The organism is Flavobacterium sp. P21 (assembly GCF_050632225.1).
In the GTDB taxonomy this organism is placed as follows: Bacteria; Bacteroidota; Bacteroidia; order Flavobacteriales; family Flavobacteriaceae; genus Flavobacterium.
In genome coordinates, this window is record NZ_CP192585.1 from 1,174,343 (window position 1) to 1,192,902 (window position 18,560).

The 18,560-nt window shown below is 34.2% G+C and carries 13 protein-coding genes and 1 pseudogene; 13 read left to right on the forward strand and 1 reads right to left on the reverse strand.

What is annotated here, in order from left to right; translation table 11 throughout:
* The first annotated feature begins 36 nt into the window (after positions 1-36).
* Positions 37-1,323: a UDP-N-acetylmuramoyl-tripeptide--D-alanyl-D-alanine ligase gene (locus tag ACQ9BO_RS05680; protein ID WP_431243946.1), complete on the forward strand. Its 1,287-nt coding sequence runs from the start codon at positions 37-39 to the stop codon at positions 1,321-1,323.
* Positions 1,324-1,360: 37 nt separating this feature from the next.
* Here ACQ9BO_RS05680 and ACQ9BO_RS05685 read toward each other — a convergent pair whose 3' ends face one another.
* Complete coding sequence (locus tag ACQ9BO_RS05685) at positions 1,361-4,231, reverse strand: triple tyrosine motif-containing protein (protein WP_431243947.1); 2,871 nt, start codon at positions 4,229-4,231, stop codon at positions 1,361-1,363.
* 344 nt (positions 4,232-4,575) lie between these two features.
* Between ACQ9BO_RS05685 and ACQ9BO_RS05690 the strand changes: the two genes are divergently transcribed.
* The 12 genes and pseudogenes from ACQ9BO_RS05690 to ACQ9BO_RS05745 all read left to right on the forward strand — a co-directional run bounded on the left by ACQ9BO_RS05690 (position 4,576) and on the right by ACQ9BO_RS05745 (position 18,559).
* The gene (locus ACQ9BO_RS05690; RefSeq protein WP_431243948.1) at positions 4,576-5,199 is read left to right on the forward strand and encodes a carboxypeptidase-like regulatory domain-containing protein; all 624 of its coding nucleotides are present in this window, start codon (positions 4,576-4,578) and stop codon (positions 5,197-5,199) included.
* Between the two features lie 32 nt (positions 5,200-5,231).
* Positions 5,232-7,688, forward strand: a complete 2,457-nt coding sequence (locus tag ACQ9BO_RS05695; RefSeq protein WP_431243949.1) for a SusC/RagA family TonB-linked outer membrane protein — start codon at positions 5,232-5,234, stop codon at positions 7,686-7,688.
* Between the two features lie 13 nt (positions 7,689-7,701).
* On the forward strand, positions 7,702-8,868 hold the full coding sequence (locus ACQ9BO_RS05700) for a RagB/SusD family nutrient uptake outer membrane protein (RefSeq protein WP_431243950.1): 1,167 nt from the start codon (positions 7,702-7,704) through the stop codon (positions 8,866-8,868).
* Positions 8,858-9,115, forward strand: a complete 258-nt coding sequence (locus ACQ9BO_RS05705; protein WP_431243951.1) for a RagB/SusD family nutrient uptake outer membrane protein — start codon at positions 8,858-8,860, stop codon at positions 9,113-9,115. The genes ACQ9BO_RS05700 and ACQ9BO_RS05705 overlap by 11 nt, the downstream gene beginning before the upstream one ends.
* Before the next feature lie 171 nt (positions 9,116-9,286).
* Positions 9,287-10,105, forward strand: a complete 819-nt coding sequence (locus ACQ9BO_RS05710) for a hypothetical protein (RefSeq protein ID WP_431243952.1) — start codon at positions 9,287-9,289, stop codon at positions 10,103-10,105.
* Positions 10,106-10,248: 143 nt separating this feature from the next.
* Complete coding sequence (locus ACQ9BO_RS05715; RefSeq protein ID WP_431243953.1) at positions 10,249-11,700, forward strand: glycoside hydrolase family 30 protein; 1,452 nt, start codon at positions 10,249-10,251, stop codon at positions 11,698-11,700.
* An 89-nt stretch (positions 11,701-11,789) separates the two neighbouring features.
* Positions 11,790-13,265 (forward strand): annotated as a pseudogene (locus ACQ9BO_RS05720) (glycoside hydrolase family 30 protein).
* A 29-nt stretch (positions 13,266-13,294) separates the two neighbouring features.
* Positions 13,295-14,770, forward strand: a complete 1,476-nt coding sequence (locus ACQ9BO_RS05725; protein ID WP_431243954.1) for a glycoside hydrolase family 30 protein — start codon at positions 13,295-13,297, stop codon at positions 14,768-14,770.
* Positions 14,771-14,799: 29 nt separating this feature from the next.
* On the forward strand, positions 14,800-15,321 hold the full coding sequence (locus tag ACQ9BO_RS05730; RefSeq protein ID WP_431243955.1) for a glycoside hydrolase family 5 protein: 522 nt from the start codon (positions 14,800-14,802) through the stop codon (positions 15,319-15,321).
* Entirely contained in the window at positions 15,296-16,543 is a 1,248-nt protein-coding gene (locus ACQ9BO_RS05735; RefSeq protein WP_431243956.1) for a cellulase family glycosylhydrolase, read from the forward strand. The genes ACQ9BO_RS05730 and ACQ9BO_RS05735 overlap by 26 nt, the downstream gene beginning before the upstream one ends.
* Before the next feature lie 30 nt (positions 16,544-16,573).
* Positions 16,574-17,647, forward strand: a complete 1,074-nt coding sequence (locus ACQ9BO_RS05740) for a glycoside hydrolase family 16 protein (RefSeq protein ID WP_431243957.1) — start codon at positions 16,574-16,576, stop codon at positions 17,645-17,647.
* 72 nt (positions 17,648-17,719) lie between these two features.
* The gene (locus ACQ9BO_RS05745) at positions 17,720-18,559 is read left to right on the forward strand and encodes an endonuclease/exonuclease/phosphatase family protein (RefSeq protein ID WP_431243958.1); all 840 of its coding nucleotides are present in this window, start codon (positions 17,720-17,722) and stop codon (positions 18,557-18,559) included.
* Position 18,560: the final 1 nt, after the last annotated feature.

The window sequence follows — 18,560 nt, forward strand, 5'->3', positions numbered from 1 at the left end:
TTTTTCTACTTTTATCATCTATAAAAAATAATATAAATGAATATTCAGGACATTCATAATCTGTTTTTACAATGTAAATCGCTTTCAATTGATACAAGAAAGATTGAAAAAGATTCTATGTTTTTTGCTATTAAAGGAGAGAATTTTGACGCCAATACTTTCGCTGAAGAAGCTTTGAAATTAGGGGCTTTATTTGTTGTTATTGACAATGAATCTTACTTTATAGACGAAAGGACTATTTTGGTTAAAAACAGTTTAGAAACGCTTCAGGAATTGGCTAAATTTCACCGCGTTTATTTGAATTTACCTATTGTTGCTTTGACAGGAAGCAATGGGAAAACAACAACCAAAGAGCTTATCAATGCAGTTTTGTCTAAAAAATATAAAACCAAGGCGACTATTGGGAATTTAAATAATCATATTGGTGTTCCATTGACTTTGTTATCTTTTACGAAGGAAACTGAAATTGGAATTGTAGAAATGGGTGCAAACCATAAAAAGGAAATTGAATTTTTATGTGAAATAGCGCATCCAGATTATGGCTACATTACGAATTTTGGAAAAGCTCATTTAGAAGGTTTTGGTGGCGTTGAAGGGGTGATTCAAGGAAAAAGCGAAATGTACCAATATCTTGCAAAAAATGATAAGGTCGCATTTGTAAATCTTGAAGATCCAATTCAGATTGAAAAATCGGCTGGAATCAAGTCGTTTACTTTTGGTTTGAATAACAAAAATGCTGATGTAAATATCAAAAAGATTGAAGCAAATCCTTTTGTTGTGATTGATTATGAAAATTTCAATGTTGAATCGCATTTAATTGGTTTATACAATTCAAATAACATAAATGTCGCAGTTTCCATCGGTCATTATTTTAAAGTGAGCAACGAGGCTATAAAAGAAGCGATCGAGAATTATATTCCGGAGAATAATAGGTCTCAATTGTTGAAAAAAGGCACAAATCAAATTATTCTTGATGCTTATAATGCAAATCCGAGCAGTATGGCTGTAGCGATTGCTAATTTTTTGCAGTTAGATAGTCATAATAAAATAATGATTTTGGGCGATATGTTTGAATTGGGTGTAGAAAGTCTGCAAGAACATAAAATCATTGTTGAATCACTGTTGAATCAAAATAAATCTGAATGTTATTTGATTGGAAAGTCATTCTTTGAAAATAGAATTTTAAATGACAGGCTTCACTTTTTTGAGACATTTGATGATTTTTCTAGTCATTTGAAAACACTTCATTTCGACAATAATACTATTTTGATAAAAGGCTCCAGAGGAATGGCTTTGGAGCGAACATTAGAATATATTTCATAATAAAAGAGCCATTCATTACGAATGGCTCTTTTGTTTTTTAAATGCTCATTAAAAACCCAATTAGATTTTCTTTTTTATTCAGTCCAAGTTTCTTTCTTAAACGATATCTGGCTAACTCAACTCCTCCGGTCGAAATATTCATGATTTCGGCTATTTCTTTAGTTGACATATTCATCAATAAATAAGTAGATAAATCGAGTTCTCGTGGAGAGATTGTTGGATATTTTTCTTTTAATCTTTTCAAAAATTCAAAATGAACATTTTTGATGTGTTTTTCTAGGTCTTTCCAGCTCTTATCTGTATTTACTTCCTTTACAATGCTTTTGTTGAGTTTGCTTACTTGAAATTTGGTAGAATCATCAAGTGCTTCAATGTCAATTTCTTTTAATTTATGGATAATTCCGTTCAAGATCTTGTTTTTCTTTACGACCTGAAGCGAATTGTTTACCAGCTCTTTATCTTTTGCTAGAATTTTAATTTGAAGTTTATCATTTTTAAGTTTTTCAATTTCTTTTTCAAGATCATATTGTTCCTGTCTGATTTTTGACTCTTTTTCAAGATACAACCTTCGCTGTTCGATTGTTTCGTAATATTTATTCTTTCTGATTTTCATTTTTATTCGATCAGAAATCACATAAATTGCAATTATTATTAAAATAAAATAAATCATCAGCGCCAAGAAATGTCGATACCAAGGCGGTGAAACCGTAAATGAAATGGTTGATGGTTCAGACTGGATTCCATAACTGTTTCTGACCTTTACTTTCATCATATATTCGCCTTCACGAAGATTTGTGTATTCTTTTATAGAAATAGTGGACCAGTTACTCCATTTGTCATCGAAAGGCTCTAATTGATACGAAAACTCAACATTTTCAAGATTTTCGTACGTTGGCGATGAAAAAGTAAAACGCACATGATTTGACGAGTATGGAATGCGAATGTTTTCGATTTTATTTTGGTTGTTTCCTAAAATAATAGTGTCACCGGGGAAAGAAAAACTTCTAATAAATGCTTTTGGCTTGGTTACAAAATTATTCAGCAAATCTGGATTGTAATGTGCTAATCCATCTGTTAATCCAATAAAAATATTCTTTGGATCGATCGTATTTACAGATAGGTAATTGCTAACCAAATTTCCTGTCAAATTTGAGAATGGAGCAACAATATTAGTGTAATAGTTATTTGTCTTCATTAATACGCCAATAGATTCATCAAAAGCATACCATAGATTAGATTGCGAATCCTCGCTTAAACTGTTTATTATAGGAATGTTTTTAAAGAGTTTTGAAAGATTTTTATCTTCATAAAATAGGTCTTGCTCTTTAGAGTATTTGTAGAAATGATTATTTGTTTGAAAATACAATTGATTGTCAATTTTTTGAATACTTCCGATGTTTTTATACTGTGATACAAGCCGATCAATTTTTTTAATTGATGAAAATCTTGTCAAATCGCTGTTTAGCGCCATTCTATAAATAGATTCATCTTTTTTAAGCCATAAATAAGAGTCATCAAGCTCAAAATTGTTTGAAGATTTATCAAATCCGATAACTTGGTTTTTGTAAACTAATCCGTTTGCGGTGCTTTCAAAAACGGCAAAACCTTCATAATTGGAACCAATTAAAAACCCGGGATGATTTGGGATTTTTTTAAATCCGAAATATCCTTTAGAGTCAATAATATTAGTTACAGCGCCACCTTTAATAACTAAAGCTCCGCGGTTATTAGAACAAATCAATTGATTGTCTATAACTTGAACGTTCCAGGATTGTGCGGTAGTCCCTTGTACAAGTTTGAAAGTATCTTCTTTAAAGCTGTTATTCCATGCGTGATAAAATACACCTTGGTTTGTCGCTACATATAAATTGCCTTGATAGATAACTGATGCATAAACGGTACTAATGTCGTAGCTGAAACCAAAGTAAGTAAAAGGTGATCCTTCGTTGACAAATGCGATACCATTGTCTAGGCCAAGCCAAAGATTATTTTTGTTGTCAATAAATGAAGTAAGAACCGTATTGTTTTGCAAGCCTTTTTTACGATTCAAATGCTGGATTATTTTACCGTTATAATCGCATATGACAATGCCGTCCAATACTGAATTTAAGACTATAAAATTATGATTTATAGTTACGCCTCCAAGAGAGTTGTTCTTTTTTACAAAGTTATTGGCTTCGGTATTCCATGGTTTTACAACATTTTTTTCGTAAACGAATAAGCCTTTTTCTAAGGTTATTATTAAGGTTTTATCTTTTGTTAAATTATACATTCCCCAAATCTCAGTGTTGTTGAGACTTGTAGTGTTTGGCAAGGAATAAAGTTTTCCGTTTTTGTACTCCAAAATACCTTTTTCAATGTCTTGAAAATAAAGTTTGTTATTAACGACAAAAGAAAATTGAAATCGTTTAGGAGCTTCCAATATAGTAAGCTTATCATCTTTTAAAATATATGCTCGAGCAAATGATTGAAAAATGGTTTGTTTCTCAAAAGTGTGGATTTTCCAGATGAAGTCTATTATCTTAATTTTATTACGATCGACTTTTTTAGATAATGATGTGTATTGAAGTTTTCCTTTTTCATTTGGTTTGAAATAGCCAAATTCGTTATAACCGCCAACAAATACTCTTCCGTCAGAGGAAATCTTTAAACATCTTACAGATGTTAAATTAGGAAGCGGATATTTTCTCCAAGATGATCCATCGAACTGCAAAAGGCCGTTATTGTTGGCAAAATATAGATTTCCGTTTTTATCTTGATCGATACTCCAGTTTTGTGTTCCTCCTTTATATTCATTTCGTTTGTAATTTCTTACATCTGGAAGTCCAATGTTTTTAACTTGCGCAAAAATATTAATTGATAATAATGTAAAAAAAGTAATAATAAAATATGATTTTGTCAATTTCATAAATTTTTTGGCTTTTTTGGGTGTTGGCGTCTTAATTGTCTTGTTTGTAGTGTTTTACAATAGTTTTTTCTCTACTATTTCGTTGTAGAAACACATTTTATTGATAAAAATAAGGAATCTTATACAACTGTAGTGTTTATTTTTATAATTAACATTTCGATAACATCTTAATTTTAATTTTTAATTGTTTGTATATTAGATATTTGAAAAAAAATGATGTGTTTTTGTAATGTATTAAAATTTGTTTTGATGTGTTTTTGTAGTGAATTTTACTTGCTGATAGTAAAAAAATAACATTATTATTGCATCAAATTACTAATTAATTAACCAAAATTTTTAGAAAAATGAAATTAACAAAACTACTTGTTTTTTGTATTTCATCTCTGTTATTCTCGGTTATAGCTGTGGCTCAGGATGTCACTGTAAACGGAATAATAAATGATGAAAATGGGATGCCAGTTCCTGGTGCAACTGTTGTATTAAAAGGTACAAAAAAGTCTACTGCATCAGATTTTGATGGAAAATTCCAAATTCAAGCGCCTTCAAATGGTGTTTTGACAGTTACTTTTATTGGATACAGCACAATTAGTGAAGCTGTAAATGGAAGAACAAAAATTACATTTCAATTAAAACCAGAATCACAATCATTAAATGAGGTTGTGGTTGTTGGATACGGTACTCAAAAGAAATCAGTTGTTACTGGAGCAATTTCTAGTGTTAAAGCGGCAGATTTAGAGAAAGTACCAAACGGACGTGTGGAGCAGTCTTTGCAAGGTAGAGTAGCGGGGGTTTCTGTTGTCGCTACTTCTGGACAGCCTGGTTCAGCTTCAAAAGTACGTGTTAGAGGTATCACTACTTTTAGAGAAGGAGGAAACGATCCTTTATGGGTTGTTGATGGTATCGCAGTAGATGCAGGAGCAATTGGTTTTATTAATCAAAGTGACATCGAGTCTCATCGAGGTTCTTAAAGATGTCGCTTCGGTCGCTATTTATGGTACTCGTGCTCGCAACTGGGGTTATCTTGGTTACAACTAAAAAAGGTAAATCGGGTAAAATTTCTGTAAATTATAATGGTTTTGCAGGAACTTCTGCACCAGCTAAAACATTAAACATGCTTAATGCTACTCAGTATGGAGCAATCATGAATGAGAAATCTTTAGCAGACGGTGGTCCTATTAAATATGCTGACCCTACAGCTTTAGGAAAAGGAACTGACTGGCAAGATGCAATCTTTAATCATTCAGCTTTTAGATACACTCACGAATTAAGCATTAGTGGCGGTGGTGAAAAATCTACTTTCTATGCTTCTTTTGGAATTCAAGATCAAGATGGTATTGTCGCTACGGAAATTTCAAACTATAGCAAAAAGAATTTCCGTTTAAACTCAACACACAAAATTTCTGATTATTTTACTTTCGGACAAACTTTTGGTTATACACACCAAAAAACTAAAGGAATTGGAAACACAAACAGTGAGTTTGGAGGACCTTTAAGTTCTGCAATCAATTTAGATCCGATTACTCCATTAGTTGAAACTGATCCTACTAAAAATACTGTTGGGTTCTATGCAAATCCAAACGTTATTAGAGATGCAAACGGAAATCCTTACGGAATTTCTACTTTAGTTCAACAAGAGATGAGTAACCCATTAGCTTATACTCAAACAAGATTAGGTGGTTATAGCTGGTCTGATGATTTTGTTGGAAATGCTTATTTAGAGGCAAATATTACAAGCCACTTAAAATTAAGAACTACACTTGGAGGTAAATTAGCTTACTGGGGAAGTGAAGGTTTTACACCTGTTTTCTTCTTAAATCCTAATATTAAAGCGGATAGAAACAATTACAACCAAAATAATGAAAAATCATTTGCTTGGACTCTTGAAAACACTTTAGCTTATGCTAACAAATTTGGAGATCATAACGTTAGCGTTTTGGCTGGACAAGGTGCTTATGTAGAGAATATTGGTAAAGCTGTTAACACAACAATGTTTGGACTTCCAATTACTAACTACAAAGATGCTTCTTGGAATTTTAATGTTCCTCAAACTGATAGATCAACATCTACAAGTGATAAAACACAACACAAGTTGGCTTCATTATTCTTACGTGCAAACTATGATTATATGGAGAAATATCTTTTCACTGGTATTGTTCGTCGTGATGGATCTACTCGTTTTGGAGATAATAAAAAATGGGGTGTTTTCCCTTCATTCTCTTTAGGTTGGGTTGTTTCAAAAGAAGGATTCTGGAAAGAAAATAATGTAGTTAATACTTTAAAAGTTCGTGGAGGTTATGGAGTTGTTGGTAACGATAACATTGATGACTTTAAATATAGAGCGGTAGTTGTTGGTGGATATAACTACGCAGTAGGAACTTCAGGTGATATTACGACTGGTTATGGAAACTCAACTTTGCCAAATCCTGATTTAGGATGGGAAGAAACATCTCAAACTACTATCGGTATTGATGCAAAACTTTTCAACGATTTTACTTTAACTGCTGATTACTACAAAAAAACTACTAAAGGAATCTTGAGAGATGTTGTTATTCCTGGTTATGTTGGAGTTGTTACAGCGCCATCTGCAAATATCGCAGATATGGATAACAGTGGTTTTGAAATTGAATTAGGTTACAAGAAAAGACTTGGTGAATTTAACTTAGGAGTTAACGGGAACGTTGCTTACTTGAAAAACGAAATCACTTATGTAGGTTCATCTACAAATTATATTGTTGGAGATGCTAGTTTCCAATCTATGGGACCTGTAACAAGAACTGCAGTTGGTCACTCTTTCAATGAGTTTTACGGTTACAAAACTGCTGGAATTTTTCAAAATGAAGCAGAAGTTGCGGCTTACAAAAATGCGGCTGGAGGATTAATTCAACCAAATGCTAAGCCAGGAGATTTCCGTTGGGTAGATACAAATGGTGATGGTGCTATTTCTGATGATGACAAGCAATTTTTAGGAACAAACTTGCCTAAGTATACTTTTGGTCTTACATTAAACTTAGACTACAAAAACTTTGATTTTATGGCATTTGCTCAAGGAACTGCAGGAAGCAAAATTTTCCAAGGTTTAAGAAGACTTGATATCTTAAATGCAAACTACCAAACAAAAGCTTTAGAGCGTTGGGTTGGTGAAGGTACTTCAGATGATTACCCAAGATTAAGTAATAACGATCCAAATAAAAACTTCACTAACATGTCTGATTTTTATTTAGAAAATGGAAATTACTTACGTTTGAAAATTGTTCAGCTTGGTTACACAATGCCAGCTAATATATCATCTAAAATTGGAGCTGACAAAATTCGTTTTTATCTAACAGGAGAAAACTTAATCACTTTTACAAAATATACTGGATATGACCCAGAAATTGGTGGTCAAGTGTATGGTGTAGATAAAGGAGTTTATCCACAAGCAAGATCTATTCTGTTTGGAGCAAACTTTCAATTTTAAAAATTAAAGAATTATGAAAAGTATAAAATTAAAATATATATATGTTGCATTGGCATTTGCCGCTTTAGGAGCTTGTTCTGAAGATTTTGTAACAATCGACCCAAAAGGACAATTTGACACAGATACTTATTTTTCTAATGAATCTGAGTGTTACGTCGCTTTAGTTGGAGTTTATGACCCAATGAGAAAAAATACTGGTGGTTTTGAAAACATGGTAGCAATGCTGAACGCTGGATCTGATGATTTCTACGCTGGTGGAGGTGGTCCAACAGATGGAACTGGAATTCAGAATTTCTCTACGCACTCACTTACGTCTATTATCATTCCAGGAAGTTTCTGGAGTGATCATTACCAAGGAGTTTCTAGAGCAAATCTTTTATTGAATAAGCTACCAGCCGCTTCTATGGATAATAATAAAAGAGCTAGGTTTGTCGCAGAAGCAAAAACACTTCGTGCACTTTACTACTTCAACTTAGTAAGATTGTTCAAAAATATTCCTTTGATTTTAGAGCCATTGAATACAAGTACAATTTATAGTCCAGAGCAAGCAAAACCAGAAGAGATTTATGCACAAATCGAAAAAGACTTGTTAGAAGCAATTCCTGTTTTACCAAATACAGTTGTAGCATCAACTGAAGCTGGAAGATTTAACAAAGGTGCCGCACAAGCATTATTAGGGAAAGTATATTTATTTGAAGGTAAAAAAGCTGACGTCGCCGCAGTTTTGGCTCAAGTAAATGGAACACCAGGACAAGCAAACCAATACGGAAATAAATTGTTGGCTAAATTCAGCGATTTATGGGTAGTTGCTAACAAATTCAATACAGAGTCATTAATTGAAGTATCACACTCTAGTGCTGGTAACTCAAACTGGGATTTCTGGGGTTCTGGAAGAGATGAAGGAAACTCATTAAACGTTATGGTTGGACCAAGAGGTTATTCTAAAAAAGGTTCAAATGCACCAGATCTTCCATCAGGATGGAGCTTCAGCGTACCAACTCAAAAATTGTATGATTTCATGAAAAACGATCCTCGTTTTGTCGCTACAATTCTTGACGTTAAAGCGCTTAAAGCCGCAGGAGAAGCTGATTATATCGGTGGATACCAAGATACAGGTTATTTCTTGAACAAATTCCTTCCAAGAACTGGCGATGTTCGTACAGGTGGAGGTGCTCGCTGAGTTAAACTACAAACAAAATTCTTATGTTATCAGACTTGCTGATACATACTTAATGGAAGCAGAAGCATTAGGTTCTGGACCAAGAGCGCAAGCATTGCTTGATGCTGTTAGAGCTAGAGTTGGTCTTGCATCAGTTCCAGTAACATTAGATGCTATCAAAGCTGAAAGAAGAATGGAGTTAGCTGGTGAAGGACACAGATTCTTTGATTTAGTAAGATGGGGAGATGTCGCTGCAGACATTATCTGATAGAGGTTTCAACGCTGGAACTGACGAGATTTTCCCAATTCCATATACTGAGTTAAATGGAACTAAATTGAAACAAAATCCTAACTACCAATAGTTAATAACTGAATAACAGTAACCAAATACCACAAAAAAATGAACCTAAATATAAATATAAAAAGAAGTGTATTCCTAATGCTAGCTATAGCATTAGGTACACTATCAAGCTGTGATGACGAGGTTAACCCTAATACATTAATAGCTTCAAACGTTGATGCTTCATTTACTTTAACTCCTGTAGCAGGTGCAGTAAACACTTACCTTGCTGTTGCACAGCCTAAAGGTGTAATCTCATCAATGTGGGATACTGGAACTGGTGCTTCACCAGGAAAAATGACTCAAACTATCGTTCTTCCAGATGCAGGAACTTATACGATAACGCATACTGCTATTGGAGCAGGAGGTGCTACAGGTACAGCAAATACTCAAGTTGTTGTGGCTACTTCAGATCCTGTAAAAGGGAATCTTGTAAAAGGTGGTTCTTTTGCAACTGCGGCAGATCAAGCTAACTGGAAAAAAGTGATTTACGGAGCTGGAGGAGACTGGACATATAGTTCTAAAGGAGCTACTGTAAGTGGTGGTCACGCAGGAATTTATCAAGCAATCGATGTTGTAAAAGACAAAGAATATACTGTTGATATGGTTGTTTCTGGTGGAGCTTCTACTGATATGTGGTTTGAGGTTTATGCAGGTAAAACAGATCCAGCTACAGTTTCAGGAGATTATAGCGATGGAGGTGCTGTAATGGGATTAAACACTTGGAATGGATGTGGTAACAATACTGTATCTGGTAAATTATCAGGTGTTGGATGTGTAAAAAATGCTAGATTAGGTACGATTAGCAATGTCGTAAAATTTGATATTACAGGTAAAATTTATTTAATGATTAGATGCGGTGGAGGAATTGCTCCAGGCGGTATCACAATCAAAGGTGTAGAATTACGCGGAAAATAATAAAGATTAAGTTAAGTTTAAGTTTGGTTGTAAATAGCCCATAATCGTTATGAGTATGGGCTATTTTTTAAATCCTTCCTTAAGCTTGTCAGAAAATGAGTTTCTGAGAACTTGTAATTAGAAATAATATAATTAAGGAAAGAATGAAAAATAATAGTTTAAAAATTCTATGTTTTTTGTTTTCAGTGACGGCTTTTGCCCAGCCTAAAGCAAAAAAGGAATTTACAACCAACGGAAAAAAAGTAACCGTATATACTACAGCTGAGAATTCTAATTTAAGATTAACTTCTACAGATAATTTAACATTCTCAGCATCAAAGCAACCTCTTGAAATAGAATCTTCTGTTTTTGTAGAGCCATCAAAAAAATTCCAGACTTTTATGGGAATTGGTGGAGCTATCACAGATGCGAGTGCCGAAATATTTGCTAAACTTTCAAAAGAAAAGCAAGAAGAATTTTTAAATGCTTACTACGATAAACAAAAAGGAATTGGCTATTCTTTGCTAAGAACAACAATTCAAAGCTCTGATTTTAGCAGTGGAAGCTATTCTTATATCGAAGAAGGAGATAAAGATTTGAAAACTTTTTCTATTGATCATGATCGACAATTTCGTATTCCATTGATCAAACAAGCCATTGCAAAAGCGGGCGGAAAATTGACAACTTATGTGGCTCCATGGTCGCCAAATGCTTTCATGAAAGACAATAAAAATGTCTTAAAAGGAGGAACATTATTACCGGAATACTACCAGACTTGGGCTAATTTTTATGCAAAATTCATAAAGGCTTATGAAAAAGAAGGTATTCCAATTTGGGGGACTTCAACTCAAAATGAGCCAATGGCAGTTCAAACTTGGGAATCTTGTATTTATACTGCCGAAGCTGAAAGAGATTTTATTAAAAATTTCCTTGGGCCAACTTTGAAAAAAGAAAAATTAGGTAATGTAAAAATCATTGCATGGGATCATAACCGTGATTTAATGAATTACAGAGCCAACGTAATTTACTCTGATCCAGAAGCTTCAAAATATGTTTGGGGAATGGGTTTTCACTGGTATGAAAACTGGTCTGGCGGAGCTTCAATGTTTGACAATGTTGGAAAAGTAAACGAAGCCTATCCAAACAAAGGACTTTTATTCACAGAAGGTTGTGTTGAAAAATTTGATGCAAAAAAATATCAGTTCTGGGCTAATGGTGAAAGATATGGTATTTCAATGATTAATGATTTCAATAACGGAACAGCTGGTTGGACAGATTGGAATATCCTTTTAGATCAAAACGGAGGTCCAAATCATGTTGGTAATTTTTGTTTTGCTCCAATTCATGCTGATACTACAACAGGTGAGTTGATTTATACTCCATCTTATTATTACATCGGACATTTTTCGAAATTTATTCGCCTAAATGCAGTTCGAGTTAGCACTGCTGTAAGCAGAAGTGCATTATTAAGCACTTCATTTTTAAATACTGATGGAACAATGGCAACAATTGTCATGAATCAATCAGATAAAGAGATTACTTATAACTTGATTATAGCTTCTGAAAAGACTGTAGTTAAGATTCCTGCACACGCAATCCAAACGCTTGTATATTAATATTTTATTGGTAAATGACGAGGGTTGATCTGAATCATCCAAATCGACCCTCAATTTACTTTTTTAAGTTAAATTTTTTTGAAAGTACAATGAAAGCCAAAGCCATAAGCGACATATTAATCGCCCCAATAGTATTATTGCAATTTAGTTGTAATTCATCAAAAATTGCAGATGCTTCTGCGGTTTCTGGTTCCAAATCAAATCAAAAAATAGAGGTTTATACTACGGCCGAAAATACCAATTTGAAATTAACACTATCAAATAACTTAATTTCAAACAACACATCACAACAAACAAATTCAACAGTATCTATTAATGTAGATGCTCGCACAAACAGACCAGACTTTCCTTGGCATTGGAGGCGCAATTACAGATGCAAGTGCTGAAGTTTTCGCCAAATTATCTCCAAAAAACAAGAGGAATTTCTAAACGCTTACTACGATAAAAATAAAGGAATTGGTTATTCATTAGCCAGAACTAACATACATAGTTGCGATTTTAGTAGCGACAGCTACACTTACATTGCAGAAGGTGACAAAGATTTGAAAACCTTCAATATTGATCACGATCGCAAATACAGAATTCCACTTCTTAAAAAAGCAATCAAAACAGCCGGCGGGAAATTAACTTTATTTGTCAGTCCTTGGAGTCCCCCAGCTTTTATGAAAGACAATAATGATATTTTGCACGGCGGCGTTTTATTGCCAGAATTTGCACAATCATGGGCAAATTATTACGTGAAATTTATTAGAGAATATGAAAAAGAAGGTATCCCGATTTGGGGATTAACCATTCAAAATGAGCCAGCGGCAAAACAAAGATGGGAATCTTGCATATATACTCCGGAAGCTGAAAGAGATTTCTTGAAGAATTTCCTTGGACCAACTTTAGAAAAAGAAGGACTTGCTTCAAAAAATGTAATTATCTGGGATCATAACCGAGGTGAGATGCTTGAAAAAAGAGCAAATCTTGTTTTCTCTGATCCTGAAGTTTCAAAATTTGCTTGGGGAATCGGATTCCACTGGTATGAAACATGGAGCGGTGGTCCGCCAAGATTTGAGTCTGTTGGTGTTGTTCACAAAACTTTCCCAAACAAAGGCCTTTTATTTACAGAAGGATGCGTTGAAAAATTTGATGCTTCAAGATTTCAGTTTTGGGGAAATGCTGAACGTTACGGTCTTAACATGATCAATGATTTTAACAACGGAACAGTAGGCTGGACAGATTGGAATATTCTTTTGGACCAAAACGGAGGGCCAAATCATGTTGGTAATTTTTGCTTTGCACCAATCCACGCTGATACTACAAAAGATGAATTGATCTATACGCCGATGTACTATTATATTGGACATTTTTCAAAATTCATTCATGCAAATGCGAAACGCATCACACAAACAATAAGTGATAAAACCCTTTTGAGTACGTCTTTTAAAAATACTGACGGAAAAATTGCCACTATTGTTATGAATCAATCAGATAAAGAGGTTGTATATAATTTAACCAGCAACACTTTAAAAACTACTATAACTATCCCGGCACACGCTATACAAACAATTGTTTATTAAGCGGTACTATTAACTAAAAAACTAAAAAAATGAATTTTAATTCTAAAACCACTATAAAAGGATTATTTCTTGCTTTAGCAATTTTTACGCAAGTAAAATGCTCGTCGTCAAATGATGCTACAGATCCAACACCTGTAACTCCTCCAGTTGTAACGCCACCAGTAACGGTAACAAATGATGTTGATTTTTGGCTGACAAAAGGAGACCAAAGTGTTCTTTTGGCCAAACAAAATACAACTTTAGGGTTTAATACATCTTACAACACATATCCTAATATTGTTGTAGATGACGCATTAAAATACCAAACTGTTGATGGTTTTGGTTACACATTAACAGGAGGAAGTGCCGAAATGATAAATCAGCTGACGCCAGCTAAAAAGAGCGCACTTTTGCAAGAATTATTTGGTTCAAGCGAAACTTCAATCGGCATAAGTTATATCCGAATTAGTATTGGTGCGTCAGATTTACATGGATCGTCATTTACTTATGATGATATTGCAACAGGAGAAACTGATTTGGATTTGGCAAAATTTAGTTTAGACAAAGACAGAACAGGTGTAATTGCTCTTTTGAAAGAAATTCTGGCGATTAATCCTAAAATTTTGATTTTGGCGACGCCTTGGTCAGCCCCGCTTTGGATGAAAGATAAAGATAGTTTCGTTGGTGGAAAATTGCAAACTAAATATTATGATGTTTATGCAAAATATTTTGTAAAATACATTCAGCAAATGAAAGCTGAAGGAATTACGATTGATGCAGTAACGCCTCAAAACGAGCCATTACATGACGGTAATAACCCAAGTATGTATATGTCTGCATTAGAACAGACTAATTTTATAAAAACAAATTTAGGCCCTGCATTTAAGGCGACTGGACTTAAAACAAAAATTATTGCTTATGATCATAATTGTGATCAGCCTGGTTATCCAAAAGCAGTTTTAGCAGATGCCGATGCATTTCCTTTCGTAGATGGTTCTGCATTTCACTTATATGCAGGAGATATCAGCGCACTTTCAAATGTGTACAATGCTTTCCCAACTAAAAATGTTTATTTCACAGAACAATGGACTTCGTCAACTGGAGATTTTGGAGGTGATTTAAAATGGCATCTTAAAAATGTAGTGATCGGTTCAATGAGAAATTACAGCAAGAATGCTTTAGAATGGAATTTAGCTAATAATGGTTCTTTTGAGCCTCACACATCTGGGGGATGTAGCCAATGTAAAGGAGCTTTGACTATAACATCAAGTGAAACTTTTCAGCGTAATGTTGCTTATTATATTATAGCTCATGCTTCAAAATTTGTTCCGGCGGGTTCAGTTAGAATTTCGAGCAATACGAGCGGAAATCTTCAAAATGTCGCTTTTATTACGCCAACTGGTTCTAAAGTTTTAATTGTAGAAAATGACGGATCTGGAGTAGAAGTTTTCAACATCAAATACAATGACAAATGGGTGACTATTACATTGGAAGCTGGTGCAGTAGGAACATTTACTTGGAAATAAAACAATTTTGAACAGAAAATAGTTTCAGCATGAAAAAAATAATTATTGCGGCTCAACTTTTATTTGCTGTTGCTTCATTCGGACAGGGGTTTCTGCATCGAGATGGACAAAACATAGTTGATGGAAACGGCAAAAATATAATTTTAAGAGGTTTAGGTCTTGGAGGCTGGATGGTTCAGGAAGGATATATGTTGCAGACACAGCCATTTGCAAGTCCGCAGTATCAAATCAAACAAAAAATTCAGGACGTTGTTGGCGAACAAGGAACAAAAGAATTTTATGCGGCTTATAAAGCAAATGGAATCACAAAACGTGATATCGATTCATTAGCCAAATGGGGTTTCAATTCTGTTCGTCTTCCAATGCATTACAATCTATATACGCCATCAATTCAAGAAGAAAAAAATGGCGAAATTACTTGGATTGAAGAAGGTTTCGCAATCACCGATAATTTAGTGAAATGGTGTGCCGAGAATAAAATGTACTTGATTTTAGATTTGCACGCGGCACCTGGAGGACAAGGAAATGATGCGAGCAATTTCGGATTATGACACTTCAAAGCCATCACTTTGGAACAGCGAAGCCAATCAGAAAAAAATGATTGCTTTATGGAAAAAATTGGCTTCTCGTTACAGAGACAATCAATGGATTGGTGGATACGATATTATCAATGAACCAAATTGGAATTTTACCGGAACCAATAAAAACGGCTGTGATGAAAATTCAAACGGACCATTGAGAGATTTGATGGTTGCAGTGACAAAAGCCATTCGCGAAGTCGATCCAAACCACCTGATAGTTATTGAAGGAAATTGTTGGGGGAATAATTACAACGGAATTTTTCCTTTATGGGATGAAAATATGGCATTGAGTTTTCACAAATATTGGAATTATAATACTGTTGAATCTATTCAAAAAATGTTGGATTATAGAAAGCAATACAATGTGCCAATTTGGTTAGGAGAAAGTGGCGAAAACTCAAATGTTTGGTTTAAAGACGTTTTGACTTTGGTAGAAAGTAACAACATTGGTTGGGCTTTTTGGCCAATGAAAAAAATTGAAAATATAGCTGGTGTAACTTCGGTTACAAAAATTCCTGAATATGATGTTTTGTTGAAATATTGGAAAGATGGCGGACAAAAGCCAACTCCAGAATTTGCAAAGAAAGCTTTAATGAAAATGGCTGACAATTACAAAATGGAAAACGTAACAGTCAAGCCAGATGTGATCGATGCAATGTTCAGACAAGTGCAAACAAACGATACAAAACCATATAAAACACATGTAATTCCTGGAAAAATTGCCGCAACTCAATATGATTTAGGAACAAATGGCTATGCGTATTCAGATACAGATTTTATAAACTACAGAGTAGAAACTGGAAATTTTGATCAATGGAATAAAGGTAACACCATGAGAAATGATGGTGTAGATATTTTGCCATGCAAAGATTCTGGATCAAATGGTTATCAGGTTTCATTTATCGAAGATGGCGAATGGTTGCAATTTACTTCGGAAGTAAAAAAGCAAGGAATTTATAAGGTTGCGATTCGTTACTCAAGTGAAAAATCAGAAGGAAAAATTTATTTTGAAACTGCGAACGGAAAAAAATCAGAATCAATTGTGCTTCCTGCAACCGGAGGAAATGATAAATGGAAAACAATCGTTTTGTCTGGAATTCAACTGGAAGCAGGAACAAATAAAATCAAAACCGTTTTTGAAAAAGGAGGCTTCAATTTGAATTATTTGGATTTTTCTGAAGGGAAAAAATAAGCTCAAAAAAACTAACTAAAACCAAAACCAATGAACCTAAATACTTTAATAAAGAAAATAAGCTTTTTGATGGCCTTGTTATTTGTCTTCCAATCCTGCGGCGGTGGAAGTGATTCTGGTGATGATACGCCTGTTGCAACTGGTCCATCAAATCTTTCAGTTCAAGTAGAAGTTATTGGAAAAACAGCTGATAAACCGGATGGTGATGGAAGCGGAAAAATAAAACTTACCATTTCTGCAACAAATGCAACATCTTACAAAGTTTTGATTGATAATCAATTAAAAGAAATTACAACCGGAGATTTTACATATGAATTTTCAGGTTCTGGAACCAAAAATTATCCAATAGTGGTTTCTGCTTACAACGGATTAAAGTTTGTAAGTACAACAACTTCTGTGAATGTATTTGTTGCAAGAAAATTGCTTTGGGCAGACGAATTTGATGTAAATGGTGCTCCAAATTCTTCAAAATGGGGGTATAACACAGGAACTGGCGATGGTTGGGGAAATAATGAGTTAGAATATTATACCACTCGTCCTGAAAACGTGATTGTTGAAAATGGAATTTTAAAAATAAAAGCAATTAAAGAAGACTATATGGGAAGCCATTACACTTCTGCAAGAATGCTTACAAAGGGGAAATTCTCATTTAAATATGGCCGTGCCGAAGTGCGCGCGAAATTGCCCGTTGGCGGCGGAACTTGGCCAGCTTTCTGGATGTTGGGTGATAATATTGATACAGCGCCGTGGCCAGCTTGCGGTGAAGTTGATATTTTAGAATCGGTTGGAAATAACCCAAATGTTAATCATTCTTCATTGCATTCACCTGGACGTTCCGGAAATACGCCTGATACCGCCATTACAACAGTTCCAAACTCGGCTACAGAATTTCATGTTTATGCCGCAGAATGGAGTGCAGAAAGCATCAAATTTTATGTAGATGATAATTTGTTTTATACCTATGGAAACAGCAGTTCAACACCATTTAATGCCAAGTTTTTCTTGATTTTGAATTTAGCAATGGGAGGGAATTTTGGTGGAAAGGTTGATCCAAATTTTACCAGCGCAACTTTCGAAGTAGATTACGTCAGAGTATATAATTAACATAATTTTTAAATGATTTATTTTTTGTAAAGCCTCGGAAAACCTAGCTTTACGAGATTAAATTTTTTAAATATGAAAACAGTAAATAAAATAGTTTTAGCAGTAATGCTTGTTTTGGCAAGTCAATCTTTTTTTGGTCAGAATCTGAAATTGATGACGTATAATATTCGTTTGGATGTTGCTTCAGACGGAGAAAATGCTTGGCCAAATAGAAAGGAGTATTTTACTTCTCAATTGCAATTTTATAGTCCGGATATTTTCGGGATTCAGGAAGGATTGCCAAATCAAGTAATTGATATTGCATCGGCTTTGCCAAATTATGCAAAGTTTGGAATTGGAAGAGAGGAAAATGGAACGGGAGAAGCAGCGACGATATTTTATAAAAAAGACCGTTTTCAGGTGCAACAGTCAAATACATTTTGGTTGTCTGAAACACCAAGTCAAGTCTCTAAAGGCTGGGATGGTGCTTGCAATAGAGTTTGTACATATGGGCTCTTTAAAGATCTAAAAACAAAAAAGACATTTTGGGTTTTTAATCTTCACCTCGATCATATTGGGGAAGTTGCGAGAGTAAAAGGAGTTGAACTTGTTTTGTCGAAGATTGCAGAACTGAATACTAAAAAACTGCCTGTTTTTTTAATGGGAGATTTCAATTCAGAACCTGATACGAAACAAATCGTGGAAATAAAAAAGGTCATGGATGATACCAAAGATGTTTCAAAAGAAAAGCCATTTGGTCCTTATGGAACTTTCAATGCATTCCAACATGACAAACCAGTCAATCTATTGATCGACTATATTTTTGTGTCGAAAAATAGCGGACTTAAAATTCAAAAACATGCAGTTTTAAGTGATTCTAAAGATTTAAAATATCCTTCAGATCATTTACCTGTTCTAATAGAAATAGATTGAA

Excerpts from the sequence above, each read along its gene's own strand:
- ACQ9BO_RS05680 (WP_431243946.1), top strand. The coding sequence starts at position 37 with ATGAATATTCAGGACATTCATAATCTGTTTTTACAATGTAAATCGCTT.
- ACQ9BO_RS05685 (WP_431243947.1), bottom strand. The coding sequence starts at position 4,231 with ATGAAATTGACAAAATCATATTTTATTATTACTTTTTTTACATTATTA.
- ACQ9BO_RS05690 (WP_431243948.1), top strand. The coding sequence starts at position 4,576 with ATGAAATTAACAAAACTACTTGTTTTTTGTATTTCATCTCTGTTATTC.
- ACQ9BO_RS05700 (WP_431243950.1), top strand. The coding sequence starts at position 7,702 with ATGAAAAGTATAAAATTAAAATATATATATGTTGCATTGGCATTTGCC.
- ACQ9BO_RS05710 (WP_431243952.1), top strand. The coding sequence starts at position 9,287 with ATGCTAGCTATAGCATTAGGTACACTATCAAGCTGTGATGACGAGGTT.
- ACQ9BO_RS05715 (WP_431243953.1), top strand. The coding sequence starts at position 10,249 with ATGAAAAATAATAGTTTAAAAATTCTATGTTTTTTGTTTTCAGTGACG.
- ACQ9BO_RS05725 (WP_431243954.1), top strand. The coding sequence starts at position 13,295 with ATGAATTTTAATTCTAAAACCACTATAAAAGGATTATTTCTTGCTTTA.
- ACQ9BO_RS05730 (WP_431243955.1), top strand. The coding sequence starts at position 14,800 with ATGAAAAAAATAATTATTGCGGCTCAACTTTTATTTGCTGTTGCTTCA.
- ACQ9BO_RS05735 (WP_431243956.1), top strand. The coding sequence starts at position 15,296 with ATGATGCGAGCAATTTCGGATTATGACACTTCAAAGCCATCACTTTGG.
- ACQ9BO_RS05740 (WP_431243957.1), top strand. The coding sequence starts at position 16,574 with ATGAACCTAAATACTTTAATAAAGAAAATAAGCTTTTTGATGGCCTTG.
- ACQ9BO_RS05745 (WP_431243958.1), top strand. The coding sequence starts at position 17,720 with ATGAAAACAGTAAATAAAATAGTTTTAGCAGTAATGCTTGTTTTGGCA.